The sequence below is a fragment of the Spongiibacter sp. C9W genome, from assembly GCF_057370015.1.
Genome location: NZ_CM170672.1, coordinates 2,528,238 through 2,553,436, shown reverse-complemented (window position 1 = coordinate 2,553,436; position 25,199 = coordinate 2,528,238). Strand labels below are relative to the sequence as shown.

Here is a 25,199-nt window from a genome sequence, read left to right as displayed (position 1 = left end):
CCAAATTTCGAGTTCATAAACGGTCAGGCAAATAACTTTATCGGCAACATTAAGATAGCCCGCTTTTATAGCACCAGCGAACAGAATCCCCGATAATGCTGCCTTTCGCCAACACCGAGACAGCACAATGACCCTGCCTACCCTGCGCCTTGCCAAAAATGAGGAACGTCGACTGCGCGGCGGCCATCTGTGGATCTATAGCAATGAGGTCGACAAACAGGCCAGCCCACTGAAGAGTTTCCAGGCCGGGGAGCAAGTGGTTGTCGAGTCATCCCAGGGCAAAACACTGGGCGTGGCGTACATAAACCCGCAGTCGCTGATCTGCGCGCGGCTGCTCAGCGGCGGTCAGCAGCCCTTTGGCCAGGCAATGATTGAACAGCGTATCGCCCAGGCGTTGGCACTGCGTGAGCAACTCTTTTCATCGCCCTGCTACCGGCTTGTCTACGGTGAAAGTGACTTGTTGCCGGGCTTGGTCGTGGACCGTTTCGGCGACCACCTCTCGGTACAGTTTAATACCGCGGGCATGGAAGCCCTGCGCGAGCCGGTGCTGAAAGCGCTGGATAAACTGCTGTCTCCGGCGTCAATTTTGCTGCGCAACGACGCCTCGGTGCGCAAACTCGAGGGCCTGCCCAGCGAAGTGATCTGCGTCCACGGTGAGTCGCCGGAAGACGTTGAATTAACGGAAAACGGCGTGCGTTTCCTGGCGCCGCTGAGCAGCGGCCAAAAGACCGGCTGGTTCTACGATCAGCGACCCAATCGCGCTTGGTTACGCGACATCGTTAAAGATAAGCGGGTACTGGACGTCTTCAGTTATGTGGGCAGTTTTGGTGTGCAAGCCGGCGTTTTTGGCGCTCGCGAGGTCTGGTGCAACGACGCCTCCGAGCTAGCTCTGGAAAAAGCCCACGAGAACGCCGCGCTAAACGGCATTGGCGAGCGCTTTAACACGCTTCAGGGCGATGCCTTTGCGGCGCTCAAACAGCTTAAGGAAGACGGCCAACGTTTCGATGTCATCATCGTCGACCCACCTGCCTTTATTAAACGCAAGAAAGACCAAAAAGAAGGCATTCTGGCGTATCGGCGCATCAACGAACAGGCCATGCGCTTACTCGAACCCGGCGGCTATCTGTTATCGGCCTCCTGTTCCATGCACATGCCTCGCGAGTCACTACTGGATATTGTGCGGGCGGCCTCACGCCATATTGACCGCCACGCTCAAATACTGGCCGAAGGAATGCAGGGCGCCGACCACCCCGTACACCCGGCGATCCCCGAGACCCGGTACCTGAAGGCCGTACTGAGCCGGATCTGCCGCAGTTAGCCCTTTCGTTCTCTAGGGGGCGGGATTTGGCTGGGCAGTGTGAATGGCCTCGATACCTTCCATTAGCGCATCGCTGAGCACGAGCGCGGCGCTGTCGATATTGCTTTTTAGCTGCGCCATTGAAGTTGCGCCGATAATATTGCTGGTGACAAATGGCTGATGCGTTACGAACGCCAGCGCCATCTGCGCAAAGTCTATACCGTGTTCCTCCGCTAACAGGGCGTAGCGCTCTGTCGCCACGGCAGCCTGAGGATTGTTGTAACGCTGAAAACGCTCGAAAAGCGTAATGCGGGCATTCTCGGGCCGCTGCCCATGACGGTATTTGCCACTGAGCATGCCGAAGGCCAGCGGTGAATACGCCAGCAGCCCCAAATTTTCACGCAGGGCAATTTCGGCCAGCCCCACTTCAAAACTGCGATTCAACAGGTTGTAGGGGTTCTGAATACTCACCACCCTCGGCAGGGCATAGCGCTCGGCCAGGCGCAGGAAATTCAATACGCCCCAGGGGGTTTCATTGCTCAGCCCCACCGTTTTTACCTGCCCGCTGGCCACCAACTCGCTGAGGGTTTTCAGCAATTCATGCTGATTCGCTTCGACGTCGGCGTTATCGCTGCTGTGGCGGTAGCCCAACTTGCCAAAAAAATTGGTGTCGCGGTTTGGCCAGTGAATCTGATAGAGATCGAGGTAATCGGTTTGCAGGCGCTGAAGGCTGCTTTCGAAGGCCTTGAGCAGGGAGTCGCGATCCAGCCCGCGGCCGCCGCGAATATGTGCATTGCCGGGGCCGGTGGCTTTACTGGCAAGCACCAGTTGGTCTCGACCTCCGCGCTCACTCAGCCAGCGACCGATGTACTCCTCCGTGCGCCCCTGTGTTTCCGCCCGGGGCGGCACTGGATACATTTCAGCGGTGTCGAAAAAATTGATCCCACGCGAGCGAGCATAATCCATTTGCTCGAAGGCCTCGTCACAGGTGTTTTGCTCGCCCCAGGTCATTGTGCCCAGGCAGAGCTCACTGACCTCGATAGTGGAATTTCCCAGGGGACGCATTTTCATCACACACTCCTTTTGTATTTTTGCGCGAATAATTCAGCAACAGGGCAAGGCGCCGTCATCATCAGCCGTACTGAAAGGCAGCGACACGCCGCAGCCTTCAAAGATGCCGTAGTGGCGGCTAAAGTCGCCCATAAAATCAAAGTGCTCGGCAAAACGGCTGTCGGCCAGCATTCGCCAGGTATTGCCACACACCGGAAACACCCGACCCACTTCAATAATATGGTGCTTGTCGAGGACAAAGTTCACCGGCGTTTCACGAATGCTGCCACGGTAGCGAACCGCCTGGCCGTAATCTTCACAATCGCTTTCCAAATTATCGAGATTGAACAAACGATAGGTCGCCGAGAAAAATTCCACGCCAGCCGTTTTTGCTGCAACAGCCGGGTCGGTCATTTCCAGGGGGCGGTCTTCGACTAACCGCGGGTCGGTAAAGCCCTGCCCCTTGGCGAGTTGCACAAAATCGTTCCAGTACAGGGCGCCGCCCAAACACTCGCCGTAGAGCAATGGATCATCGCGCATTGCCTCGGGAACACGCCGATTGGCGTAAACATCTGAAAAATAGAATTCGCCGCCGGGCTTCAGCAGCCGCTTCACCCCCGCTAACACCGCGGCTTTATCGGGTGATAAATTAATCACGCAATTGGATACCACCACGTCGAAGCTGGCTGGCTCCAGGTCCAATTCGTCCAGGCGCTCAATATAGCCTTGGATAAAGCGCACATTATCAAAGCCGAATTGTTCAGCGTGCCAGGCCTGGGTATCGCGCGCGACCGCTAACTGCTCGTCGGTCATATCCACCCCGACTACCTCGCCCTCCGCCCCCACCATTTGCGCCAGGGCGTAGACATCGCGGCCGCTGCCGCAGCCCAGATCAAGCACGCGCCGCCCCCGCAGCTCCGTGGGACACACCAGCCCACAACCGTAGTAGCGCGACAACACCTCGGGATGCAGCTTGGCCAACAGCGGCTTGAGCCACTCGGGCATGACACTGGCATCGCAGCAGGCGCTGGTCTTTAAGTCGTCGGAGCTCTGCAGCTGCTTGCCGTAATAATCTTTAACAATATCGTGACTGCTCATCGTGTCATTTCCTTACAATGCCCCACCGCAACTACTGCCCTGCCCCGCTGTACAACCATAGCAATGCCCCGCTACGCGAATTGGCTGCCCTTGCAGCGTTGTGGAAAGCAGGGTCGTCAAGTCAGCGCGCTGATCACCGGTACTCGGCAAGCCGAGCCCCAGCTGCTGGTTAAAGTCGCAGTCGTACAGGTAACCCTGCCAGTCAACGCTGACCAGACTGCGACACATCACCGACGATAAGTTGGCCTCGCTGTAGCTGCCCTTTAGCAGTGCGAGGTAATCGTCGAATTGCCCCCTGGAGATAAGCGTGGAGCCGAAGCGCTGAATGGGCATATTGGCCAGCGCAAACAGCGAGTTAAAAACAATGCCAAAGTGCACCATGAGTTCACGCCGATAATCGGCCTCCAAGCGCTGCTGATTCGGCGGCAGTGTCGGCCCCTGGGGGTTGTACACCAAGTTGAGAACCCGCCCGCTGCCGCTCTGCCCGTAACCCAATTGGTTGAGAGTCTGAAGGCCTGCAATACTTTTATCGAACACACCGTCGCCGCGCTGGGCGTCGACATTTTCCATGGAATAACAGGGCAGCGACGCGACAACTTCTACATCGTTGACCGCCAAAAACTCGGCCAGCCCTTCCTGCTCTGGCTCAAACAAAATTGTCAGGTTACAGCGATCAATCACCTTTACCCCGAGTGCCCTGGCCTTAACAACCAGCTCGCGGAATTGCGGGTGAAGCTCTGGCGCCCCACCGGTGAGGTCCAACACCTGAATATCGCGCGCGCGGAGTACATCGAGCACCAGGGCGATATTGTCCTCGGTCATCATCTCGGTCCGCGTCGGCCCCGCATTCACGTGGCAGTGCAGGCAGCGCTGGTTGCACTTGTATCCCAGGTTCACCTGTAAGGTATCAATAGCGTGGCGATCTATGGCGGGGAATTCGGTCAGCTCTAACAGCGGCAGGGTCTCTTGCATAATTATCCTGTTTATCAACGGTAAGCCGGCTGGGCACATGCAGCCTCTGCTCATAGTTTCACAAGCGTGGCCTTTGTTACAAAATTCGTCAAAAAATGCGCCGCAGCATGTGCAGGCTTACGCGCCAATGCCAGTGACGGAGCAAGCGGCCAGCAAAAAGCAGCAGAATTGCCGAGGGCCGGCGCTGCGATCGCAGGAATTCGTTCAATAATCCACCAATTGACGCGCGCAGAGCCGGAAAATTGATTTATAATGCGCGGTTTTTACGCGACGAGAGCAAAAGCCAATGTCAGCAAAAGTTGCCCTAATCATGGGCTCCAAAAGCGACTGGGACACCATGCGTCCAGCCACCGAGATCATGAGCGAGCTAGGGGTCGAGCACCACGTGGAAGTGGTTTCCGCTCACCGCACCCCCGACAAGCTGATGAGCTTCGCCGAAACAGCCGTCGACAACGGCTACTCGGTGATTATCGCCGGTGCTGGGGGCGCAGCCCATCTACCCGGTATGGTGGCATCGAAAACCCGCCTACCGGTATTGGGTGTGCCTGTGCAGAGCCGCGCACTGAATGGCATGGACAGCCTGTTATCCATCGTGCAAATGCCCAAAGGGATTGCCGTGGGCACACTGGCTATTGGCACCGCGGGTGCGTTTAATGCCGGCTTGCTCGCCTGCCAGATTCTGGCCACCCACGATGCTGAGCTGGCCGAGCGACTCGAACAGTTCCGCAGCAAGCAGACCGACACGGTTCTCGACAATCCAGACCCCCGGGAGGCCTAATGCAAACTGTTTGGGTATTGGGCGCCGGTCAATTGGGCGCCATGCTACAACAGGCCGCGTACCCGCTGGCGCTGCGCGTTGAACCACTCGACCCCGACGTGACCGCGCTACCCAGCATTGGCGAAAACGATATTGTCACCGTTGAGCGCGAACAGTGGCCGGAAACACCGCTGACTCGCCACTTGAGTGAGCACCCGAATTTCGTCAACGCCGATGTTTTTTGGCGCATTGCCGACCGCTTCCACCAAAAATCTCTGCTCGACAGCCTTGACGTTGCCACGGCCCCGTGGCGCGCCGTTGAGCAGGACACCAGCGCCGACGAACTGCACCAGGCACTGGGCAAGGACGTATTACTGAAGCGTCGCACGGGCGGCTACGACGGCAAGGGCCAGTACTGGCTGCACAGTGACAATGCCGACGATGTGCCCGCGGCGTGGCAAGGCACCGCCATCGCCGAGCAGAAAATTCCATTTATGGAAGAGCTGTCTCTGGTCGGCGCCCGCGACAGCAATGGCAAGCACGTGTTTTATCCACTGACACTCAACCTGCACAGCAACGGTATTCTGATGGCGTCCGTTGCGCCGCTGTCTCGCGTGGATCACCTGCAGGGCCAGGCACAGGCCATGCTGGGTAAAATTATGGACGCCATGAACTACGTCGGCGTGATGGCGATGGAGTGCTTCCGGGTTGGCGACGAACTGATCGTCAACGAGCTCGCGCCCCGCGTGCACAACAGCGGCCACTGGACCCAGGCCGGCGCCTGCGTCAGCCAGTTTGAGATGCATTTGCGCGCCGTTGCCAAACTGCCGATCAAGGCACCCGAGGTACGCGGTCATAGCGTGATGATCAACCTGATTGGCATTGAGCGAGATACCCGCTGGATGGCGATTCCCTCTACTCAGTGCTACTGGTATGGCAAAGACGTTCGCCCGGGGCGCAAACTCGGCCATATCAATATCAATCATCCACAGCTGTCGGCGGTGAGCACGGCATTAGAGGCGTTGAAACAGCAGCTGCCGGAAAATTATGGCCCGGTTTTCGACTGGGTAGAAAGCCAGTTAACCTAAGGCGCTTTACTCTGGCGGCACACGCCTGGCCCAGCCGCTTGCTGGGCCAATTGTTGCGTTTTCGCGCCGCTGTAGCTGGCAACGCAGTAGGGCGTAAGGTAGTTGAGCAATAAGCGCGGCAGATCCGGCTCGACACCCGCCCACAGCACTTCACCCTGATTGATCACATTTAATATCGTGCCCACGACGGCAGCCACTTTCAGCGCGGTGAAAGCGACCGGCCGCGACATTGCGCTGTGCCAGAACCCCATTGCACTCTCCTTCAATGATTCACCGCAATGACGCGTCGCGGAATGCGGTGTTACAACTGCCACTGCTTTTCTTCGGCAGCTTGTTGCCGCAAGCCCTCCAGCATTTGGCTCAAGACCAGCGAGCGCTCACCACGCCTGGTGAGCAAATACACCGGGTAGCTGAACTCGGGGGCGTCGTTCACACGGCGCAACTGGCCACTGTCAAAGTAGGGCGCTAATACACGGCTGCGAAAATAGCCGCTGCCGCCGCTGGCCAACATCAGCTGCAGGGCCAACGGCCCGAGATTCACCCTAAAGCGGTGATGCTTTGCTCGCGGCAAACTCGCCTCAAATTGCTCGCGAAAGCCCGGCCCCCAATCAACCAGATAAAATGGCCCTGACCGCGATGGCGTTTCAGCCAGGAGGAGCTTTTCTTCCAGCAGCAATTCCACAACGTAGTCGCTGTGGTAACGCGGCAAGTGCACAAGCACGGCATCGAGCTCACCGCACTCTAACTTGGCCAGCAAGGTCTCGGCACTTTCGACACAGGCCTCAAACTGCACCCCGCCCAGTTGTTGCTGGGCCCACTGCAACCAACCGCTCAGCAAGGGATTCCACAGGCTGGTTTCGCCCCCCACCGCCAACCTTGCTTGCTCGGTAAGGGGCTCTGCTAGCGCGTCAACTGCCAGCTGCCACTCACTGAGCAAGCGCTGTGCATGGGGCGCAAAACGCTCCCCTTCCGGGGTTAAGCGCGCGCCTTTGCGGTTTCTCACAAACAGGGCACAGCCGAGCTGCTGCTCCAGGCGCTGCAAACGCACAGTCACCGCCGTTTGACTGATATGCAGGCGCTCAGCGGCCGCGAGCAAACTCCCGGCGCTCACTATCTCCATAAAGGTCTTTAACAGGGTTCTGTCCACAGCTGGCGCCGCCTATTTAAATTCACTTTTATGAAATTTTAATATGATTAATATTCTATAAACATAATAATTATTGCTCGCTAGAATGCACGCCCTAAATTGGTGCCATGCCAAACCGGCAAGGCCAGTCAAAGGGCCCATCGCACGTGCCAAGCCACCACGTTCATCAGCCTCTCGCCCGCCTACTTGGCATTGAGGCCAACACCACTTCCCATGCTGAGAAGTGGCTATCGATTATCGGCAGCACACTCGGCATGGCCTTCGCCTGCTGGCTGAGCAGCCAGCTGCCCGGCGGGAATTCGCTGGCCTGGATGCTCGCCTCAACAGGCGCCAGCGCGGCCCTGATTTTCGCCATCCCCCACGGCGCACTGTCTCAACCCTGGCCAGTATTGGGCGGGCATGTTATCTCGGCGTTTATCGGCGTGAGCTGCCAGCGCTATTTACCCGCCCAAGAATTCGCCGCGATCGCGGCAACGGGGTTATCTATTGCGGCGATGTACTACCTGCGCTGCCTTCACCCTCCCGGCGTGGCCACCGCGCTATTTGCCGTGATGGGCGGGCCAGAAATTCACCAGCTGTCGTATTCACTACTGCTTAATCCGGTACTGCTGAATGCCTGCACCCTGGTGTTGGCAGGCCTGCTGTTTAACAACCTGTTTCCCTCGCGCCGCTACCCCAGCACCCTCGCACGCGGCGCCGCAGCATCATCGAGTTTGCAAGAAGAAGACGTTGCCAAGGCGCTGCGCGAGCTGGACTCCTTTGTCGATATCAGCCCAGAGGATTTGAGCCGCCTGTACACTTGCGCCAATACTTTTGCGGCGCAGCGCCGCCGCGACTGGCAGCATCGCGAATCGCGTATATTGCGTCTGCGTCCGCGCATGAAAGCCCAGCCACACCCGCGATCTCGCAAGCAAAAGCGCGCTAACTGAGGTAGTCGACCTGGCGAAACTGCTCTGCTAAAAAGTCGACAAAGGCGCTGACCTTGGCGGATAGATGACGGTTGTGGGGGTAAACCGCCCACACGGCAGTATCGGCGGGTTGATAGTTCTGCATCACTGCTTGCAGGCGCCCTGCCTGCAGGTCCTCGTAAACGTAAAACTCGGGCAACTGCACCAAACCCAGCCCGCGGCGCGCCGCCGCCAATAGCGCATGGCCATTGTTGCTGCGCCAGCGCCCCTCAACCTTGAGTTCGACATGCTGACCACGGGAATCGCGAAACCGCCACGTGGGTAAAGAACCCACCAAACAACTGTGTTCGCGCAGGTCCTCTACGCTATTGGGCACACCATAGAGGTCGAAGTAGTCGCGGCTTCCACAAATTAACAAGCGCCGTTCGGCGATTCGCCGGGCGATCAACGACGAGTCCTTAAGCACCCCTGCGCGAATTGCCAGATCGTAACCGTCTTCCAGCAAGTCGATGTTGCGATTATTAAAATCCAGCTGCAGATTCACGGCGGGGTAACGCTTTAAAAATTCTGCCGCCGCTGGCGCCACGTAGCGTTCACCAAAGGCCCCTGCCACCGTCACCCGCAGATTGCCCTGCGGGCTGGCCTGCTGCTGCATGACCGCCTGCTCAGTTTCTTGCATTTGCCCGAGAATGCTTTTGCAGCGCTGAAAGTATGCCTCGCCGATTTCACTCAACACCAAACGCCGGGTGCTGCGAGTAAGCAGTTGCACACCGAGGTGATTTTCCAGACGGCTGAGCTGACGGCTGGCATGGGATTTTGACATCCCCAAATGCTGCGCGGCCGCCGAAAAACTGCCCTGCTCCACCACGGCAACAAACACTTCCACCGCTTCCCAATGTTTCACGGCTGCCCCTTATTGTTGTCATATAAAAACAATGAGTTTACCAAATAGTGGATTATCGTTGATCAGTTATCAATTTAGACTAGCGCCATTGACCAATACTGGGAGACACCCATGAAAACAAAAGCTGCTGTCGCCTTTGGCGCTGGAAAGCCCCTGGAAGTACTCGATGTGGACCTGGAAGGCCCACGCGCCGGTGAAGTGATGATTGAATTAAAGGCCACCGGTATTTGCCATACCGATGCCTTTACTCTATCTGGCGATGACCCGGAGGGAGAGTTCCCCACTATTCTCGGCCACGAGGGCGCTGGCATTGTGGTAGAAGTCGGCGCGGGCGTTACCAGCGTTAAACCCGGTGACCATGTTATTCCCCTGTATACCCCGGAATGCCGCCACTGCGACTTCTGCCTGCATCCCAAAACCAACCTGTGTCAGTCGATCCGCACCACCCAGGGCCAGGGTTTAATGCCGGACGGCACTAGCCGCTTCTCCCTCGACGGCACACCACTCAAGCACTATATGGGTTGCTCAACCTTCTCCAACTTTACGGTGCTGCCAGAAATTGCTGTGGCGAAAATTCGTGAGGATGCACCCTTTGATAAAGTCTGCTACATCGGCTGTGGCGTCACCACAGGCGTCGGCGCGGTTGTCTTCGATGCCAAGGTAGAGCCCGGCAGCAATGTCGTGGTGTTCGGCTTGGGAGGCATCGGCCTCAATGTTATTCAGGGCGCACGCATGGCGGGCGCGAATATGATTGTCGGCGTGGACATTAACCCCAGTAAGGTCGAGCTGGCGAAGAAATTCGGCATGACCCACTTTCTCAACCCCAAGGAAGTGCCGGATATTGTTGAAGCCATTGTCGAGCTCACCAAAGGCGGTGCCGACTACAGTTTTGAGTGCATAGGCAATGTCACCACCATGCGCCAAGCACTGGAGTGCTGTCACAAGGGCTGGGGGGAATCTGTGGTCATTGGCGTGGCCGGCGCTGGCCAGGAAATTTCAACGCGCCCCTTTCAACTGGTGACCGGCCGGGTCTGGCGCGGTTCCGCCTTTGGTGGCGCACGCGGCCGCACCGACGTACCGAAAATCGTCGACTGGTACATGGATGGCAAGATCAATATCGACGACCTGATCACCCACACCATGCCGCTTGAGGACATCAACAAGGGCTTTGACCTAATGCATGCGGGCGAAAGCATTCGCTCCGTCGTACTGTATTAACCGGGGGACGACGATGGAGAAAATTGCAGAGCACCGCTGTTTTGGCGGCCGACAACTTCGCTACCGCCACCAAAGCCAGACACTGAACTGCTCAATGCAGGTGTCCGTTTTTCTGCCCCCCCAGGCGAAAAGCGCCAAGGTGCCGGTACTGTACTGGCTCTCCGGACTCACTTGCAGCGACGAAAACTTCGTGCAAAAAGCAGGCTCACAGCAATTTGCCGCTCGCTATGGCGTGGCGATCGTTGCGCCAGATACCAGCCCGCGCGGAGAGGGCGTTGCCGACGACCCCGACGGCGCCTACGATTTGGGCCTGGGGGCTGGCTTTTATGTCAATGCCAGCCAGCAACCCTGGGCTGAACACTACCAAATGGAGAGCTATATCAGCACCGAGCTGCCAGAACTAGTAAGTGCACACTTACCTGTTGATGCCAGCCGCTGTGGTCTATTCGGCCATTCCATGGGCGGGCACGGCGCGCTGACTCTCGGCTTAAAATACCCCGAGCGCTTCCACAGTTTGTCGGCGTTCGCGCCCATTAGCTCGCCGATGAACTGCCCTTGGGGAGAAAAGGCACTCGGCCAGTACTTGGGGGAAGATCGTGAGCAGTGGCAGCAAGCGGATAGCTGCTTTTTAATTCGTGAGCACGGCGCCACTGCCCCGCGCATTCTGGTTGACCAGGGCAGCGACGATGACTTTTTAGAGAGTCAGCTAAAACCCGCGTTGCTGCAGGCCGCAGCCACAGCCGGCGGCGCTGACCTGACTCTGCGGATGCAAGAGGGCTACGACCATAGTTACTTTTTTATCGCGAGCTTTATTGAAGACCATATTCGCTTTCACAGCGAGCAACTCGAGCCGGCTCACACTCGTTGAGTTACGCCTGTTGCAGCGAAAAATTCGCCGTTCGAAGAATGAGAGGGAACATTTGCTTATTCTAAATGAGCGGCACAGCGGCGGCGGACTCAGTCCGCCGTTTTCTCAAACAGTAAGTCCCACACGCCGTGGCCCAGGCGTTCACCGCGACGCTCAAATTTTGTCACCGGCCGGTACTCCGGGCGCGGCGCGAATTGGCCTTCGCCCTCGCAGTTGGTAAAACCGGGCGCGGCTGACATGACCTCCATCATGTGCTCAGCGTAGTTTTCCCAGTCAGTCGCTAAGTGAATCACGCCACCGGGCTGCAGTTTTTTGCGCAATAACTGAACAAATTCCGGCTGAATTAGACGACGCTTGTGGTGGCGCTTTTTATGCCAGGGGTCAGGGAAATACACCTGCACTCGGCTTAAGCTCTCATTGGCGATACAGCGCTCTAACACTTCAACGGCATCGTCGCAGTAGGCGCGCAAATTCTCGATACCGGACTCATCGATTAAATGCATCAGACGCCCGACACCGGGGCTGTGCACTTCAACACCGATAAAGTTTTTCTCTGGCGCGGCAGCGGCCATGGTGGCCAGCGAGTCGCCCATACCGAAACCGATTTCCAACACCGTTGGTGCGCGGCGGCCGAACACCTCGTCCAGGTCTATCGCGCCCTTTTCAAGCTCCAGCCCCTTGCTTGGCCAGTGCAAATCGTAGGAGCGCTTTTGGCCTTCGGTCATCCGCCCGGTACGCAGTACAAAGCTGCGAATTCGGCGCATTTTGGTGTTCTCTTCACTCATTGCACACCTCTTAGGGCTGCCACCATCAGGCAAATCCACGCCGCAAGAAAACACAAGCCACCCACCGGGGTGATCGCCCCCAGCACTTTAATACCGCTAATCGACAGGGCGTAAAGGCTGCCACTAAACAGCACAATACCTATGCCAAAGAGCCAGGTGGCCGCACGCAGCGCACCGTGTTGTACGCCCAGCTGCATCAATAACGCGACGGCCAATAACGCAAAGGTATGATAGAAGTGATACTGCACGGCCGTTTCATACACGGCCACCATGTCAGCCGATAAACGACCCTTTAAGCCATGGGCACCAAAGGCGCCCAAGGCCACAGCGAAAAAGCCGGAAAGCCCGGCCAGAAAGAAAGTGATCGACGCCATACTGCCCCCACGAAAACAGCGCGTATTGTAAGGGCTCGAAGCCGATAGGCAAAGCTGCCGGCGGCAGCGTCGCAATTAGGCAATTAGAAAGGCACGCGGTATTCAACCCCGAGCGCCAAGTTATTCACATCTTGCCGGCGATATTGATTGAGGCGGTATTCCGCCACCGCATACCACTGCTGCCACAGCCGCCAGCCGAGTTGTAGCTCGGCAACCATCGGGTTGGCCGGGAAGCCCTCAGGTAGCTCTTCATTAAAGGTGTGATCAATAAACCCAGCGAGGAATAGGCGCTCACTCACGGCGGGGGAACTCCAGCGCCAGCTATGCTCCAACTGCCAAACCGATTCGTCGCGGTCGTCAATTTGCAGGGCGTGCAGGGTCAGCGAATAGGTCAGATTGAGTTGTGCAAACAGGTGGCGAAACCACGAACTATCATTCAGGCGCCACCGCAGGCCAAAGCGCAGTCGGTCATTGTCCTCGCCGGTGCGCATATTATGCTGCACGCTTAGATCGAGCGACGGTACTGCCGCCAACTGCCGACGCAGATTTTGCTCGGTGTAATAGCTATTCGTTTCCGACAGCTCAGCCGTAGCCGGCTGGTTATAGAAATTGATAAAACCAAAGTATGACCAGCGTTCGGAAAGCCGGGCGCCAATATTCAGTGTAAAAACCGAATCGCTTTCTACGTCATCAAGGTAGGGGTATAGGTTAAAATCCAAAAAGCCCTTGCCATAGGCGTGCCACGGGCACAGTAACAACGCGCCGCACAATACGATGCAGCGCTTGCCGCCGCGTGCTGAAAGCCAAGGGAGTGTCATTATTCTTTGCCCCGCCACACCAAACCTTGGCCATTTGTAGCGCGTCCCTCAGCGGGGGAACATGCGTATTTATGCGTGGCAGCCCGCAAAAAAAACGCCCCGACTAGCGGGGCGTTTTCAGGTGTTACTGGGGAGGGCCGCAGCGGGGGCGCTTACTCCATGGCCGCCTTAAGCTTTTTCATCGCCGCTTTTTCCAGTTGTCGAATGCGTTCAGCGGAAACGCCGTAGCGGTCTGCCAACTCGTGCAGCGTCGCTTTGCTCTCAGCCAACCAGCGGCTTTGCAGGATATCCCGGCTACGCTCGTCCAACTCGTCCAGCGCCAGCGCTAAACTCTGGTGGTTGCTCTCTTCCCAGTTGTCAGCTTCCAGCAGGCGCGCGGGGTCTTGGCTGTTGTCTTCTAGGTAATGCACCGGCGCGACGAAACTGCTGTCGTCGTCGCTGTCGCTGGCATCGAAGCCGACATCCACCGAACTCAGGCGCCCTTCCATACGGCGCACTTCAGTGACATCAACGCCGAGATCACTGGCCACGGCGTGGGCCTCGTCATTACTCAGCCAGGCCAGCTGTTTCTTCGCACTGCGCAGATTGAAAAACAACTTACGCTGCGCCTTGGTGGTTGCTACTTTCACAATGCGCCAGTTGCGCAATACGTATTCGTGAATTTCCGCCTTGATCCAGTGCACCGCAAAAGACACCAAACGCACCCCTTTGCTGGGGTCAAAGCGCTTAACCGCCTTCATCAGGCCGACATTGCCTTCCTGAATCAGGTCAGCCTGGGGCAGGCCATAGCCGCTGTAGCTTTTAGCAATGTGCACCACAAATCGAAGGTGCGACATAACCAACTCGCGGGCCGCCTCAAGGTTGCCACGATAGTGAAGTTCTTCCGCCAGTTCCCGCTCACGCTCAACACTGAGCACAGGGATACTGCCTACTGCTTGAATATATGCAGAGAGATCACCACCCGGCACAAGTTGCTGTACTGGCTGCAGATGGGTGCTCATGCACATCCTCCTCACTGGTTACGGCCTCCCTCGCGGGGGCCCAAAAATACCGACTGCTTATTAGATGCCTAATAGTCGAAAAGTTCAAGACTAAAGACCGCTCAAGTGCCCGAAGTCACTGGCCACGGGGGTTACAGCTCGTTAATAAACACCACTACAAAAATTCTTGGAATACGGGTTCACCGTCAAAATGGGCATCCAACTGCGCAATCAGCGCATAGACACCCATGAGTTTACGCATAACGTAAAGGAAGTCCTTAGGAGGCAACGCAAAATACGTGCTGATGGAGGCCGCCACTGCCCGCTTGGCAATACGTTTAGGAAGGTTGCTGCGCCGCCAGTCGTAAAGGCCGTCGGCGCTACGCGCCTCATCCGGGGCCTGGGAGGCTGAGCGCAGTGGCTCTCCGATATCCATACCAATGTCCACGAAGTTATCCAGCACGCTGTCCGGGAAGTGCTCCTTCATAAAACCCAGATCAATACTGCACTGCCGGAACACCTTGCGATCCCGACGGTAAGCGGCACGCATCATCTCGCAAAAACGCTCGGCGAAGTCCGGCGGCAACAGTCGCATGGCGCCGAAATCCAGTAGCACTAACTGGTCGTCGCCATCGTCATTAATACGCACGCGGTAATTGCCAAAATTGGGGTCGGTCTGCATACGCTGCCAGCGAAACAGCTCGGTAAGAAACAGCCTCAGCAGCGCCTCACCCAGCGCGTTGCGGCGCGCCTGCGACAATGCCTCGACGTCGCAAGCAGCCACGCCCAGCGAACTTTCATAGCTCATGGTGAGCACACGCCGAGTGCAGTAGCGGTCGTAACTGCGGGGCACCACATAGCGCGCTTCACCGCTCAGGCGCTGGCGGGCGAAATCGAGATCGCGTTTTTCCTGCTCGTAATCGACTTCTTTGTGCAACAGCTGGCGGATATCACCAAACCAGTCATCAATATTACGCGTGGCATCCAGCAGCCGAGACAATTTCAACAGCCCCATCAACGCCTGGAAGTCGGCGTCGATAGTTTTATCCACGCCGGGGTACTGCACCTTCACGCACAGCTGTTCACCACTGCTGCGCAAAACGGCCCTGTGCACTTGGCCTAGCGAGGCGGCGGCGAGCGGCTCGGTGTCGATATCCAGCTCAGCAAGGCGCTCTTCGCCCAGCTCTTTTTCCAACACCTTGCGAATCGCCCGCCAGCTCATTGGCGGCGTGTCGTCCTCCAGAGAATGTAGCGCTTCAGCAACTTCTGGCGGCATTAAGTAATCGGCGTAGGTGGCCATCACCTGGCCAATTTTCACCACACTACCCTTCAATTTACCCAGCTCTGCGATAAAGAATTCAATATTCTCACGGCGCTGAGCCAGGGCGGCCTCCTCATCGTTGGAAAAGCGCTCGCGCAGCGACTGGCGCAAGGCTCGGCTGCCGTAGCGCAGCCCCACTTTGGATAATTCCAGGCGGCGCGAAAAACCACCGGTTTTAATGCGGTGCAGGGACTTTTCTTTATCACTCATAACTACGTGGCACTGGGCGGGGAAATTGGCGGACGAGCGACCTAGGGCCAGTCATCCCCGTAGTCGTGCAGCAGCTCTTCGCCAGGGGCGATATCTCGCAGCGCGACCACACTAAAGTCGTCATAGTAGATCACATTGGCCGGCCGGCCGTGATTGATGTATTTCAAGGAGCAGCAAACATCCACGTCGCGGCCATCCGCCAGGCTCAAGGTGTGCAAACCCGGCTCCACTGTTGGCGCTGTTTCGCACCAGCCAATCACGGTATCGGCGGCAATAGCCCGGCGAGCAAACAAGCCCTTGCCATGCAAAGGGCTGTTGCGCACCTTATATAAACGCGAACCGGCCATCGCCGTGCTTAGTCTTCCAGCATGCGCATCAGGGCTGCCCAGCTCTGGCTGTCAGCCTTGGCGTCATAGCTCAATGGCAGACCGTATTTTTTACCGACGGCCGTGGCACCGGGGTTGGTAAAGCTATGCTGAACGCCAGGGAAGCTCATCAGCTGTAAATCCACACCTGCAGAAGACATCTCCTCTACGAAGGCGCCGACTTGCTCAGCGGGCACCATGGGGTCAGCCCCACCTGTGGCCACCAGCACCTTGGCTTTCACCACACCCGTTTGCGCCGGGGTTTCGGTACCCAGGCTACCGTGAAAACTCGCCACTCCCGCCAAATCCAGCCCGCGACGCGCCTGATTCAACACCACAGCGCCACCAAAGCAGTAGCCAATCGCGTAGATATCACCTTTGGTTTGGCGCTTCAAAATAGCCATCGCCGCATCAAAGCGGGCATTCATTTTTTCCGGCTCAGCGAGTGCTGCATTCATAAAGGCCGTGGCATCTTTTGGATGGCTCGCTGTTTTGCCGTGTCCGTACATGTCGACAGCAATGGCTGTATAGCCGGCCTCAGCAAGCATCTTGGCGCGCTTGCGAGCGTAATCATTTAAGCCCCACCATTCGTGCACCACAACAACTGCGGGAGCGTCACTGCGCTTGGCCTTGTACAACATTGCAGTCCCGAGATCGTCCGGCAGCTGAACCTTCTCGGCGGCCAGTGATTGGCTGACGCCCGACAAGGCCAAAATGGCGGCGAACAATAACGAAAAAAGTCGCATTAATTTTTCTCTCCCTGATTAACAGCCTCAATGAAAAACCACATCGTGGTTCGTATTCTCAACATTACAGACTACACTCTACATCAACACCCAGTGGTGATGATAACTCTTGCGGTACGGACCCAAGTCTCATGTCGATTTTTGACCTCCACCCAGGCGCCGCAGCCAGTGCCTTTCTCCTTAGTTTACTGCTTGGCTACATCTGGTATTCACCGCGAGTATTCGGCGACGCCTGGCGTTTAGAGCAGGGGCTCAGCGATAAAGCGGCTGGCCCGGAATCGTCGTTGCTGGCAATGGCGAGCGCCTGCTTGCTGCAAAGCTGGATGGTTGGGGTGCTGGTGATGTTGCTGCACAAGGGCTTGCTTCCCTCTGGCACAATGATGCTTTGCCTCAGCAGCTATATTAGCGTGGCCTGGCTATTGCGCCGGGTGCAGGCTAAAAATCGCAAGGTCGCCCTTATCGATTGCAGTTTTTTGGGCGCGACCACCATTCTTAGTTACTTGATGCACAGCATCATTTATTAGCGCTCACATCATGCTGCGCTCGACCTCCCGCAATCGGCGGGAATGATAGCGACAGTTCTTGCGCAACCAGAGCTCCCGGCTTTTTCGCGCCCGCTTCATGGCGGCACCACTTTTATAGCCCTTCAACTTACGACCATCGCGCAAGGCCTGCTGCAAACGCACCGCCTCTCGCTTAGCACTTTTACACTGTGGCCAATCCGCTGCATTGGCACTCTCCAATGACAGCAGTGACACCGTTAGTCCAACAATGATCCACCCACGCATCTCGACAACCTCCCTGTTGCGAAGCGACCTTTCCCCTTGAAGCTAGAACAGTAACCCCGCCTGCGCAACGTACTGTTACTGATGCACCCCCACTGGCATAATAGCGGCTTTGTCACCACACCGACCGGATGCTCCCGATATGTCCCGCCAGAACCTCTCTGACTACCTTTCCTCTAACGCGCCTTCATCGACACTGGCACAACTGATTTTGTCGATTGCCGAGGTCAGCCGCGCCATTCGCGACGACCTGTCCGGCGGCGCGTTGAACGATATTCTCGGCGCCGCCGGTGCGGAGAACGTTCAGGGCGAAGAGCAAAAGAAGCTGGACGTGATCGCCAACGAGCGCATTAAAACCGCACTGTCGGCATTGCCCAGCGTGCGCGGTATTGCCTCTGAAGAGGAAGATGAGGTCGTCGCCGCCCACAATGATGGCGAATTTTTGGTCACGTTCGACCCACTGGACGGCTCGTCGAATATCGATATAAACAGTATGGTCGGCACCATTTTCTCGGTGCTCGGCAGCCGTGGCGAAGGCACCGTTAGCGAGGCTGAGTTCTTACAGCCGGGCCGCCAACAATTGGCTGCGGGGTATGTACTTTACGGGCCATCTGTAATGCTGGTATTAACCCTAGGCAAAGGCGTGGTGATGTTTACCTACGAGCCGAAATCGGGGGAATACCTGCTCACCGAGGCCGAGGTCAGCATTGCCAGGGAGTGCAAGGAATTCGCCATTAATATGTCGAACCAGCGCCACTGGCACCCCGCCATGCAGCGCTATATTGGTGAACTGCTACAGGGCCGCGAAGGCCCCAGAGGCAAGAATTACAACATGCGCTGGGTGGCAGCGATGGTGGCCGATGTGCATCGCATACTGTGCCGCGGCGGTCTGTTCTGCTACCCCTGGGACGCCCGCAAACCCGAGCAGGCCGGCAAACTGCGCCTGATGTACGAGGCGAACCCAATGGGACTACTCGTCGAGCAAGCCGGTGGCAAAGTCTGCACCCCCGACGGGAACATTCTCGACATTCAGCCCGAGCACATCCACCAGCGCGTACCCGTCATCCTCGGCGCCGCGGATGAAGTCGCCCGCTGTATTGATTACCACCAGAGTTAGCCGAAAAGATGCTCAGTTATCGCCACGGCTTTCACGCGGGTAACCACGCTGATGTGCTTAAACACGTGGTGGAGATCCTGCTGCTTGACTACCTTCAGAAAAAAGACAAACCGCTGTTATACATCGACACCCATGCGGGCGCTGGGCAATACCCATTAGACATCGGTTTTTCAGCCAAAAACCACGAGCATCGCAGTGGCATCAGCCGCTTGCGTAGCGCCGCCGAGCACACCCCTCTGCCAGCACAATTAGCCCGTTATCTCGAGGTGATTGATGCTTACTATCAAGACTCCGGCGATGCCAATAACTACCCCGGCTCACCCCTGATTGCCCAGCAACTGCTGCGCAAAAACGATCGCGCCGAACTCTTTGAGTTGCACCCTGCTGACTATGAAGAGCTGCAGCGCGTCACTGCTGGGCGCGCCCGCGTCCATCAAGAGGATGGTTTTTCCGGACTAAAGGCCCTGCTGCCACCGCCATCTCGGCGGGCACTGGTGCTTATCGACCCTCCCTATGAAAACAAGCGCGACTATCAGACATTAATACATAGCCTAAATGATGCACTAAAACGCTTCCCGAGCGGCGTATACGCACTGTGGTACCCGCTGCTGCCTCGGCAGGAATCGCTAGGTCTCGAAAAGAAACTAATTAGTTGCGTCGCCGACAATTATCTCAGCGCACGGCTGGAAGTATGCGCCCCACAAGGCGAGCACGGCATGTTCGGCAGCGGTATGTTTGTTGCCAACCCACCCTGGACCCTCCGCACCGAGCTGGAAAACTGCCTGCCAGCGCTCGCTGAGCACCTTGGCCAAAACGGCCAAGGTACATTCAGTCTCAGTGGTAAACAGCGCTAAAAACGCTTAAAAACCTCCACACCGTAAAACCGGGGATCCCCCAGCGCTTGAGCATAAGTCCCCAGCGACTCACCCGTTGCCACAGCACCAATATCGTAGCGCTCGTCGGTGGCGTTTTTCACGTAGGCGGCGATGTTCAGGTCGTTCTCGCGATTGCTCCAGCTCAGGCGCAGGTCGACCAGCATATAGTCGTCGGCATACACCAAGCCCGGGTTGCGCTTGGCCACGTCCCAGGAGGCGTCATCCAAGCCCATATACACTTCACCCTTGTAGCTCAAATCAATACGCGGCGTGAACAACCCCACCTCTGTGTTCAAGGTGTACTGAACACCCAGTGCCGCCGTTTTCCTCGGCGACACTGCAAACTCTTCATCACTGCGATCGATTGCAACGCTGTCGCCCGCCACTGCCAGCGGGAGCAGAGCCGTGTCTTCAAACTCGACAAAGCTGTAGTTGTTATTGCTGTAGCTCAGGGTAATCAAGGTATTCATGGTCGGCAGCCACGTCAGCTCCATCTCGCCGCCCTCAATCGTCGACTCGCCGGCATTTTGCGAGGTCACGATCAGCGAATTGGCCGAGTCCACGCTCACGGTGATCAGCTGCATATTTTCGAAGGTCATGGCATACAGCGCCACGTTGAAGCGCAGCGACCGCTCCAGCGCGTCTATCTTGAAGCCGATTTCACGGTTTTCCAGCAACTCCGGTTCAACCACCGCCAAGCCATCGACCCCGCTGGGCTCGTGAAAGCCCGACTTGAAGCCATTACTCCACGTGGCATAGACCATGGCGGAATCCACCAGACTATTTTCCAGTAGCGACTCCGGCAGCACCCAGGAGGTTGATGCCATCGGCGTGAACTCCTTAAAGGTACTGCTGGTTTCGTAGTTTTTGGCAGCGCCTAATGGCGCACCGATGATATCGGGGTAGGCCTCTCGCAGAATATCCTGGGCAATACTCAGCGGGTCCTGAGACCACGTACCCAGGAAAGTATGAATGCCCATCGACGGCTCGACCGGCACAAATCGCGGATCGGCCGAGGTCAAGGCGGTAGACACCGCCGCCAAGTCGGCCTCGCGTGTAGCCAGTTCGGAGTCGCGACTCTCTTCGGTGTAGCGACCGCCGACGGTCAGCTCCCAGTCCTCAGTGATGTGCCATGTTGCTTGCGCAAAGGCCGCCGCTGTCTCGCCGAATATTTCAAAATCTTGCACCGTTGCCAGGGGCACCAGCGCGCCCAGCACCGGAGGGTTAGTGCCACCCGGGGGGATCAATGCCGGGTTGGGGACTTGCCCGGCCAACAACTGCGCCAAGGAGGTGGAATCGGCACCAACCAATGGGCTGCCGACCATAAAGCGCTCGTTCTTATATTCATCTTGCCAGAACAGCCCCGCCGTGTAGTCTACGGCGCCATCGAATAGCCGGCCGTTGAATTGCAATTCTAAGGTCAGCGATTCCTGGTCGCTGTCACCCAACACGATGCCGCGCAAAAAGGGCGCTGGGCCGCCTTCATCCGCATTGCTCTGAGGCCCGCCTTTCACCGCGTCGCGGTAGCCAAAAATCCCCTTGATACTGTGATCGGCATTGAGCTCCCAGTCTGCCGTCGCGCCGAGCAGCACAACATCTTGATCTTTAACTTGATACTGCTGATCACCCTGATTGGTCACCAAATCGGGCAGCTTATCCCGATCATTCGCCTCGCAGTTGTCGCGATACGCCCGGGGGTTGCTCGGGTCGGTATCGCCCGGCCACAGCAGGCCGAGGCCATCCACAAACAAGGCATCATCATTGACAATTTTGCAGTGATAGGTGGGATAGCGCTCGCGAATTTTGCCGAGGAAGGTCAGGGTATCCAGTGTCAGGCTATCACCGGCGAGCCAGCGGGTTTGAAAGATGGCCGAGAGCCGGTCAATGGACTGCGTGTCGCCGATACTGCGGTCCTCAAGAAAGCCGTCGCGGCGGTGGCTATTCACTGACAGGCGAGTAAGGAAGTCCTCACTCACCGGCATATTTACCGCTGCCCGCAGCCGGTTCTCGCCATAGCTACCCAGGCCCCCCTCCACATAACCACCGGCAACATCTTCAGGTTTGCTTAGCGTGAAAACGAGGGCGCCGCCGGTATTGTTTTTGCCAAACAAGGTGCCCTGAGGGCCGCGCAACACCTGCACACTGTCTACGTCGATAGTATCCAGCAGCTGGCCATCCGGGCGCGGAATAAATATGCCGTCCAGATAAACACTCACCGAGGGATCGAAGCGCGCCATCGGTGCCCGCTGACCAATACCGCGAATAAAGATCTGCGCAGACGTACTGTCGTTAATCTGCAAGCTGGGCACCGATTTACTCAACTCAGTGGTGCTCAAAATGCCCTGGGCACGCAAGTCGTCACCGCTCATCGCGGTGACAGCAACCGGTGTTTCCTGCAAATTTTCCGAGCGCTTACGGGCGGTTACCAGCACCTCTTCTATAGTACCGCCCATTTTTTCCTTGGCGGCAACTGGCGCTTGTTGAGCAAATGCCGGGCTCGCACCCAGCAGCAACACGCAGCCGGGCAGCAAGCCCCGGCCGAGGCAGGAGAACATACGCATAGTGAGTACCATCTGTAATTATTCATTATTGTTATGGCGCGCCAAAACACGCGACGCACATATGCAGCCTAACTACAGCAACGCTAAAACACAATATTATCGTTATGGGTCTTTGCGAATTTAAAGGAGGAGAGAACAAGAAGCGCCCCACCACCCGGCCGGTGGTGAGGGAAAAGGTTGAACAGGCAGGCTTAGAGAACCGCCTCAGCTAAAAACTCCATGGTTTCGACCGACGTCTCAAAGTGATCGCGGTGGCCGATCATCAGGCTCGTCACCGGTGATTTCTTCCAGTCCTGCAAGCGTTCTTTAATTCGCTCCTTCGGACCCACCAGGGAAATTTCATCCACTAAGGCATCCGGCACAGCCTGGATCGCCTCTTCGTGCTTACCCTCGTACCACAGGTCCTGCACTTTTTCGGCTTCGTCGCCAAAGCCCATGCGTCCCATCAAGTTCTTATGGAAGTTATCTTTGCGGGCGCCCATGCCGCCGAGATAGAGAGCCATGGTCATCTTGCCCGGGAACATCGCTTCTTCGAGGTTATCGTTAATGATGCAATTCACCATGGCATTAATTTCGAAGCCCTCAGGCTTATTTGCCAGACTTTCCTCAAAGATATCCATACGGTAGGGCGAGACAAATATCGGCATCCAGCCGTCGAATCGCTCTGCCGCAAGAGCGATGTTCTTAGGCCCTTCAGCGCCGAGAAATACCGGAATCTTATTGCGCAGCGGATGGGTAATACTCTTCAGGGGCTTGCCCAGACCCAGGCTATCCGGCCCGTTGTAGGGCAGGTTGTACTGCTTGCCGCTGAACTCCACCGGCGCCTCACGGGCAATCACCTGCTGGAAGATATCCAACCACTCACGCGTGCGCTCCAAAGGGCGCTTAAACTGCTGGCCATACCAGCCCTCAACAACCTGCGGCCCCGATACCCCCACGCCCAGACACAGGCGACCGTTGGAAATATGGTCGAGGGTCAGTGCCGACATCGCGGCGCACACGGGGGTACGCGCCGAAATTTGCATAACGCCGGTACACAGTCGAATCTTAGAGGTCATTGCGGCGATCGCCGCCAAGGGGGTAAAACAGTCGGAGCCGTAGGCTTCCGCTGTATACACAGAGTCAAAGCCGAGGTTTTCCGCAGCCTGTGCAAGTTCGATAAAGCGATCTGTGGGTTGCTTTTGAAAGTAGCCCAAATGTAAGCCGAGTTTCATGGCCGCGTCCTTCTAACTGTGCGAATAAGCGCTCAGTATAGAAAGGTGGCTTGCGCAGACCTATGGCAAAACAGCTCAATTGGCATTTTGGCACTGGCGAAAAAGATCAGCTGCCCACCGTGGGTGGCTGGGTATTGGCCACCCACTCCCACCACTGGTGCTCGCCCTCTGGCTTATCCTTATCTTGGCAGCGATACACATTCCACGTGACCAGGTAATCCGGGTTGTCGACAGCGTGGCCAGCGCCATCGCGGTATTGACCTGGCGGCGCAATAAACCACGGCGACATGGACGAGGGCAGGGTAAATTCCTCACCCTGAGGCGGGCGCAGAGTAATGCCGTCGCTCGGCGTTACCCGCACGACCTTGCCCGACAGCATACGCTGCTGCAATGCGGCGCCGTCTACATCAAAGTAGCTCAGCGCCACCAGGGCCGTTTTATCCAGCAGCGCCTCAAGGCGTTCCAGCTCAGCCATCAGTGCGCTGACTTAGAACAGCAAGCGGCAGCGGATAGTGTCGGGAATCTGCGACAACTTCTCTTGAGCCAAGGCCCCAGAGTCCTTATCCAGATCCATGACCACGTAACCGACTTGGTCGTTGGTTTGCAGGTACTGACCCGAGATATTGATATTGTTCTCAGAGAAAATTTGGTTAATGGCACTGAGAATACCCGGCACGTTGCGGTGCACGTGCAGAATACGGTGTTTGCCTGGGTGGGCCGGCAGCGCCACTTCAGGGAAGTTAACCGACGAGGTTGTTGTGCCATTGTCAGAGTATTTCACCAGCTTATCGGCCACTTCCAGACCGATGTTTTGCTGAGCCTCTACCGTTGAACCACCGATATGCGGCGTGAGGAAAACATTGTCGAATTCACGCAGCGGCGAGATAAACTCGTCGTTATTGCCGCGCGGCTCCTCGGGAAATACATCGATTGCAGCGCCTGACAAGCGGGCATCGCTCAGCGCGTTACACAAGGCATCGATATCAACAACCGTACCGCGCGAGGCGTTGATCAGGATCGCCCCGCTCTTCATCTGGGCCAGCTCATTGGCACCGATCATATCCTGCGTGGACGCCGTTTCCGGCACGTGAAGGCTGACAATATCGGAGGTCGCCAGCAATTCACCCAAACTCACTTGAACGGCATTGCCCAGTGGCAGCTTGTTCACAACATCGGTAAAGCACACCTCCATACCCAGGCCTTCCGCGATAACCGAAAGCTGCATACCGATAGAGCCGTAGCCGATAATTCCCAGGCGCTTACCGCGAATTTCATAAGAGCCGACAGCACTTTTCATCCACTCGCCACGGTGGGCCGCGGCGTTCTTTTCAGCAATGCCACGCAACAGCAAGATCGCTTCGGCGATCACCAGCTCGGCGACCGAGCGCGTGTTGGAGAACGGCGCATTGAACACCGCAATACCGCGCTCAGTTGCCGCTTTTAGGTCTACTTGATTTGTGCCGATACAGAAGCAACCCACCGCGATCAATTTCTTCGCCGAATCAAACACGTCAGCCGTCAGCTGGGTACGCGAGCGAATGCCAACAAAATGAGCATCGGCGATCTTTTGCTTTAGCTCATCGTCGGGCAGGGCCTTCTGATAGTAGTCGATGTTGCTGTAGCCAGCGGCGTGGAGTGCGTCTACGGCGGACTGGTGAACACCTTCTAAGAGAAGGAATTTAATCTTGGCCTTGTCTAGGGAGGTTTTTGCCATCGGGGATGTGCTCTCGGAGGGGAAATA

27 protein-coding genes are annotated in these 25,199 nt (G+C 57.0%); 9 read left to right on the top strand and 18 right to left on the bottom strand.

The window, feature by feature from the left end:
- Positions 1-127 precede the first annotated feature (127 nt).
- Positions 128-1,318, top strand: coding sequence for a class I SAM-dependent rRNA methyltransferase (locus AC2Q8J_RS12150; protein ID WP_486451404.1), 1,191 nt, complete (start codon positions 128-130; stop codon positions 1,316-1,318).
- 12 nt (positions 1,319-1,330) lie between these two features.
- Here AC2Q8J_RS12150 and AC2Q8J_RS12145 read toward each other — a convergent pair whose 3' ends face one another.
- Genes AC2Q8J_RS12145 through arsS form a run of 3 tightly spaced genes read right to left on the bottom strand, consistent with a single transcriptional unit; the run spans position 1,331 to position 4,417 of the window.
- Positions 1,331-2,368: an NADP(H)-dependent aldo-keto reductase gene (locus AC2Q8J_RS12145; RefSeq protein WP_486451403.1), complete on the bottom strand. Its 1,038-nt coding sequence runs from the start codon at positions 2,366-2,368 to the stop codon at positions 1,331-1,333.
- Positions 2,369-2,401: 33 nt separating this feature from the next.
- Entirely contained in the window at positions 2,402-3,445 is a 1,044-nt protein-coding gene (locus tag AC2Q8J_RS12140) for a methyltransferase domain-containing protein (RefSeq protein WP_486451402.1), read from the bottom strand.
- Positions 3,446-3,457: 12 nt separating this feature from the next.
- Positions 3,458-4,417 carry an arsenosugar biosynthesis radical SAM (seleno)protein ArsS gene (arsS, locus tag AC2Q8J_RS12135; RefSeq protein WP_486451401.1) on the bottom strand — a complete coding sequence of 320 codons (960 nt, stop codon included), beginning with the start codon at positions 4,415-4,417 and terminating at the stop codon, positions 3,458-3,460.
- Positions 4,418-4,703: 286 nt separating this feature from the next.
- Here arsS and purE point away from each other — a divergent pair, with 286 nt between their 5' ends.
- Together purE and purK are read left to right on the top strand one after the other, a co-directional pair.
- Positions 4,704-5,195, top strand: a complete 492-nt coding sequence (purE, locus tag AC2Q8J_RS12130) for a 5-(carboxyamino)imidazole ribonucleotide mutase (protein WP_027875119.1) — start codon at positions 4,704-4,706, stop codon at positions 5,193-5,195.
- Entirely contained in the window at positions 5,195-6,262 is a 1,068-nt protein-coding gene (gene purK, locus AC2Q8J_RS12125; protein ID WP_486451400.1) for a 5-(carboxyamino)imidazole ribonucleotide synthase, read from the top strand. Before purE ends, purK begins: the two co-directional genes overlap by 1 nt.
- On the opposite strand, the gene nrtS is transcribed toward purK, so the two are convergent.
- Positions 6,259-6,513, bottom strand: a complete 255-nt coding sequence (gene nrtS / locus AC2Q8J_RS12120; protein ID WP_286838750.1) for a nitrate/nitrite transporter NrtS — start codon at positions 6,511-6,513, stop codon at positions 6,259-6,261. The two genes, purK and nrtS, sit on opposite strands and share 4 nt — an antisense overlap.
- Before the next feature lie 50 nt (positions 6,514-6,563).
- Complete coding sequence (locus AC2Q8J_RS12115) at positions 6,564-7,409, bottom strand: LysR family transcriptional regulator (RefSeq protein WP_286838748.1); 846 nt, start codon at positions 7,407-7,409, stop codon at positions 6,564-6,566.
- A gap of 146 nt (positions 7,410-7,555) precedes the next feature.
- Between AC2Q8J_RS12115 and AC2Q8J_RS12110 the strand changes: the two genes are divergently transcribed.
- Entirely contained in the window at positions 7,556-8,338 is a 783-nt protein-coding gene (locus AC2Q8J_RS12110) for an HPP family protein (RefSeq protein WP_486451399.1), read from the top strand.
- Here AC2Q8J_RS12110 and AC2Q8J_RS12105 read toward each other — a convergent pair.
- Positions 8,331-9,221 carry a LysR family transcriptional regulator gene (locus tag AC2Q8J_RS12105; RefSeq protein ID WP_286838745.1) on the bottom strand — a complete coding sequence of 297 codons (891 nt, stop codon included), beginning with the start codon at positions 9,219-9,221 and terminating at the stop codon, positions 8,331-8,333. The genes AC2Q8J_RS12110 and AC2Q8J_RS12105 overlap by 8 nt on opposite strands.
- Positions 9,222-9,332: 111 nt before the next feature.
- Between AC2Q8J_RS12105 and AC2Q8J_RS12100 the strand changes: the two genes are divergently transcribed.
- Positions 9,333-10,439 (top strand): S-(hydroxymethyl)glutathione dehydrogenase/class III alcohol dehydrogenase, encoded by a 1,107-nt coding sequence (locus AC2Q8J_RS12100; protein WP_027875124.1) that lies wholly within the window; start codon positions 9,333-9,335, stop codon positions 10,437-10,439.
- A 13-nt stretch (positions 10,440-10,452) separates the two neighbouring features.
- Positions 10,453-11,307, top strand: coding sequence for an S-formylglutathione hydrolase (gene fghA, locus AC2Q8J_RS12095; RefSeq protein WP_486451398.1), 855 nt, complete (start codon positions 10,453-10,455; stop codon positions 11,305-11,307).
- 89 nt (positions 11,308-11,396) lie between these two features.
- On the opposite strand, the gene trmB is transcribed toward fghA, so the two are convergent.
- The 7 genes from trmB to AC2Q8J_RS12060 all read right to left on the bottom strand — a co-directional run bounded on the left by trmB (position 11,397) and on the right by AC2Q8J_RS12060 (position 16,906).
- Entirely contained in the window at positions 11,397-12,092 is a 696-nt protein-coding gene (gene trmB, locus AC2Q8J_RS12090; RefSeq protein WP_286838743.1) for a tRNA (guanosine(46)-N7)-methyltransferase TrmB, read from the bottom strand.
- Complete coding sequence (locus tag AC2Q8J_RS12085) at positions 12,089-12,466, bottom strand: DUF423 domain-containing protein (RefSeq protein WP_424145765.1); 378 nt, start codon at positions 12,464-12,466, stop codon at positions 12,089-12,091. Before AC2Q8J_RS12085 ends, trmB begins: the two co-directional genes overlap by 4 nt.
- An 83-nt stretch (positions 12,467-12,549) precedes the next feature.
- The gene (locus AC2Q8J_RS12080; RefSeq protein ID WP_486451397.1) at positions 12,550-13,284 is read right to left on the bottom strand and encodes a hypothetical protein; all 735 of its coding nucleotides are present in this window, start codon (positions 13,282-13,284) and stop codon (positions 12,550-12,552) included.
- A 152-nt stretch (positions 13,285-13,436) separates the two neighbouring features.
- A complete protein-coding gene (rpoH, locus tag AC2Q8J_RS12075) occupies positions 13,437-14,285 on the bottom strand; it encodes an RNA polymerase sigma factor RpoH (protein ID WP_286838741.1) in 849 nt (282 codons plus the stop codon).
- A gap of 154 nt (positions 14,286-14,439) precedes the next feature.
- Positions 14,440-15,795, bottom strand: a complete 1,356-nt coding sequence (locus AC2Q8J_RS12070; protein ID WP_486451396.1) for an ABC1 kinase family protein — start codon at positions 15,793-15,795, stop codon at positions 14,440-14,442.
- A 41-nt stretch (positions 15,796-15,836) separates the two neighbouring features.
- The gene (locus AC2Q8J_RS12065) at positions 15,837-16,142 is read right to left on the bottom strand and encodes an SET domain-containing protein (RefSeq protein ID WP_204996097.1); all 306 of its coding nucleotides are present in this window, start codon (positions 16,140-16,142) and stop codon (positions 15,837-15,839) included.
- 8 nt (positions 16,143-16,150) lie between these two features.
- Positions 16,151-16,906 carry a dienelactone hydrolase family protein gene (locus AC2Q8J_RS12060; protein WP_288362897.1) on the bottom strand — a complete coding sequence of 252 codons (756 nt, stop codon included), beginning with the start codon at positions 16,904-16,906 and terminating at the stop codon, positions 16,151-16,153.
- A gap of 131 nt (positions 16,907-17,037) precedes the next feature.
- Between AC2Q8J_RS12060 and AC2Q8J_RS12055 the strand changes: the two genes are divergently transcribed.
- A complete protein-coding gene (locus AC2Q8J_RS12055) occupies positions 17,038-17,430 on the top strand; it encodes a DUF1761 domain-containing protein (protein ID WP_286695609.1) in 393 nt (130 codons plus the stop codon).
- A gap of 3 nt (positions 17,431-17,433) precedes the next feature.
- Here the strand turns inward: AC2Q8J_RS12055 and AC2Q8J_RS12050 are convergent, their stop codons facing one another.
- Entirely contained in the window at positions 17,434-17,694 is a 261-nt protein-coding gene (locus AC2Q8J_RS12050) for a hypothetical protein (RefSeq protein WP_204996094.1), read from the bottom strand.
- Positions 17,695-17,833: 139 nt separating this feature from the next.
- Here AC2Q8J_RS12050 and AC2Q8J_RS12045 point away from each other — a divergent pair, with 139 nt between their 5' ends.
- Together AC2Q8J_RS12045 and AC2Q8J_RS12040 are read left to right on the top strand one after the other, a co-directional pair.
- Positions 17,834-18,808 (top strand): class 1 fructose-bisphosphatase, encoded by a 975-nt coding sequence (locus AC2Q8J_RS12045; protein ID WP_486451395.1) that lies wholly within the window; start codon positions 17,834-17,836, stop codon positions 18,806-18,808.
- Positions 18,809-18,816: 8 nt separating this feature from the next.
- The gene (locus AC2Q8J_RS12040) at positions 18,817-19,662 is read left to right on the top strand and encodes a 23S rRNA (adenine(2030)-N(6))-methyltransferase RlmJ (RefSeq protein WP_486451394.1); all 846 of its coding nucleotides are present in this window, start codon (positions 18,817-18,819) and stop codon (positions 19,660-19,662) included.
- On the opposite strand, the gene AC2Q8J_RS12035 is transcribed toward AC2Q8J_RS12040, so the two are convergent.
- From AC2Q8J_RS12035 to serA, 4 genes are all read right to left on the bottom strand, one after another.
- The gene (locus tag AC2Q8J_RS12035; RefSeq protein WP_486451393.1) at positions 19,659-22,244 is read right to left on the bottom strand and encodes a TonB-dependent receptor; all 2,586 of its coding nucleotides are present in this window, start codon (positions 22,242-22,244) and stop codon (positions 19,659-19,661) included. The genes AC2Q8J_RS12040 and AC2Q8J_RS12035 overlap by 4 nt on opposite strands.
- A gap of 191 nt (positions 22,245-22,435) precedes the next feature.
- Positions 22,436-23,458 (bottom strand): LLM class F420-dependent oxidoreductase, encoded by a 1,023-nt coding sequence (locus AC2Q8J_RS12030; protein ID WP_286695605.1) that lies wholly within the window; start codon positions 23,456-23,458, stop codon positions 22,436-22,438.
- A 106-nt stretch (positions 23,459-23,564) separates the two neighbouring features.
- On the bottom strand, positions 23,565-23,933 hold the full coding sequence (locus tag AC2Q8J_RS12025; RefSeq protein ID WP_204996091.1) for a hypothetical protein: 369 nt from the start codon (positions 23,931-23,933) through the stop codon (positions 23,565-23,567).
- Positions 23,934-23,945: 12 nt separating this feature from the next.
- Complete coding sequence (serA, locus tag AC2Q8J_RS12020; RefSeq protein WP_204996090.1) at positions 23,946-25,172, bottom strand: phosphoglycerate dehydrogenase; 1,227 nt, start codon at positions 25,170-25,172, stop codon at positions 23,946-23,948.
- Positions 25,173-25,199: the final 27 nt, after the last annotated feature.

Coding starts and splice junctions, on each gene's coding strand:
- AC2Q8J_RS12150 (WP_486451404.1), top strand. CDS start 128: ATGACCCTGCCTACCCTGCGCCTTGCCAAAAATGAGGAACGTCGACTG.
- AC2Q8J_RS12145 (WP_486451403.1), bottom strand. CDS start 2,368: ATGAAAATGCGTCCCCTGGGAAATTCCACTATCGAGGTCAGTGAGCTC.
- AC2Q8J_RS12140 (WP_486451402.1), bottom strand. CDS start 3,445: ATGAGCAGTCACGATATTGTTAAAGATTATTACGGCAAGCAGCTGCAG.
- arsS (WP_486451401.1), bottom strand. CDS start 4,417: ATGCAAGAGACCCTGCCGCTGTTAGAGCTGACCGAATTCCCCGCCATA.
- purE (WP_027875119.1), top strand. CDS start 4,704: ATGTCAGCAAAAGTTGCCCTAATCATGGGCTCCAAAAGCGACTGGGAC.
- purK (WP_486451400.1), top strand. CDS start 5,195: ATGCAAACTGTTTGGGTATTGGGCGCCGGTCAATTGGGCGCCATGCTA.
- nrtS (WP_286838750.1), bottom strand. CDS start 6,513: ATGGGGTTCTGGCACAGCGCAATGTCGCGGCCGGTCGCTTTCACCGCG.
- AC2Q8J_RS12100 (WP_027875124.1), top strand. CDS start 9,333: ATGAAAACAAAAGCTGCTGTCGCCTTTGGCGCTGGAAAGCCCCTGGAA.
- fghA (WP_486451398.1), top strand. CDS start 10,453: ATGGAGAAAATTGCAGAGCACCGCTGTTTTGGCGGCCGACAACTTCGC.
- trmB (WP_286838743.1), bottom strand. CDS start 12,092: ATGAGTGAAGAGAACACCAAAATGCGCCGAATTCGCAGCTTTGTACTG.
- AC2Q8J_RS12085 (WP_424145765.1), bottom strand. CDS start 12,466: ATGGCGTCGATCACTTTCTTTCTGGCCGGGCTTTCCGGCTTTTTCGCT.
- AC2Q8J_RS12080 (WP_486451397.1), bottom strand. CDS start 13,284: ATGACACTCCCTTGGCTTTCAGCACGCGGCGGCAAGCGCTGCATCGTA.
- rpoH (WP_286838741.1), bottom strand. CDS start 14,285: ATGAGCACCCATCTGCAGCCAGTACAGCAACTTGTGCCGGGTGGTGAT.
- AC2Q8J_RS12070 (WP_486451396.1), bottom strand. CDS start 15,795: ATGAGTGATAAAGAAAAGTCCCTGCACCGCATTAAAACCGGTGGTTTT.
- AC2Q8J_RS12065 (WP_204996097.1), bottom strand. CDS start 16,142: ATGGCCGGTTCGCGTTTATATAAGGTGCGCAACAGCCCTTTGCATGGC.
- AC2Q8J_RS12060 (WP_288362897.1), bottom strand. CDS start 16,906: ATGCGACTTTTTTCGTTATTGTTCGCCGCCATTTTGGCCTTGTCGGGC.
- AC2Q8J_RS12055 (WP_286695609.1), top strand. CDS start 17,038: ATGTCGATTTTTGACCTCCACCCAGGCGCCGCAGCCAGTGCCTTTCTC.
- AC2Q8J_RS12050 (WP_204996094.1), bottom strand. CDS start 17,694: ATGCGTGGGTGGATCATTGTTGGACTAACGGTGTCACTGCTGTCATTG.
- AC2Q8J_RS12045 (WP_486451395.1), top strand. CDS start 17,834: ATGTCCCGCCAGAACCTCTCTGACTACCTTTCCTCTAACGCGCCTTCA.
- AC2Q8J_RS12040 (WP_486451394.1), top strand. CDS start 18,817: ATGCTCAGTTATCGCCACGGCTTTCACGCGGGTAACCACGCTGATGTG.
- AC2Q8J_RS12035 (WP_486451393.1), bottom strand. CDS start 22,244: ATGCGTATGTTCTCCTGCCTCGGCCGGGGCTTGCTGCCCGGCTGCGTG.
- AC2Q8J_RS12030 (WP_286695605.1), bottom strand. CDS start 23,458: ATGAAACTCGGCTTACATTTGGGCTACTTTCAAAAGCAACCCACAGAT.
- AC2Q8J_RS12025 (WP_204996091.1), bottom strand. CDS start 23,933: ATGGCTGAGCTGGAACGCCTTGAGGCGCTGCTGGATAAAACGGCCCTG.
- serA (WP_204996090.1), bottom strand. CDS start 25,172: ATGGCAAAAACCTCCCTAGACAAGGCCAAGATTAAATTCCTTCTCTTA.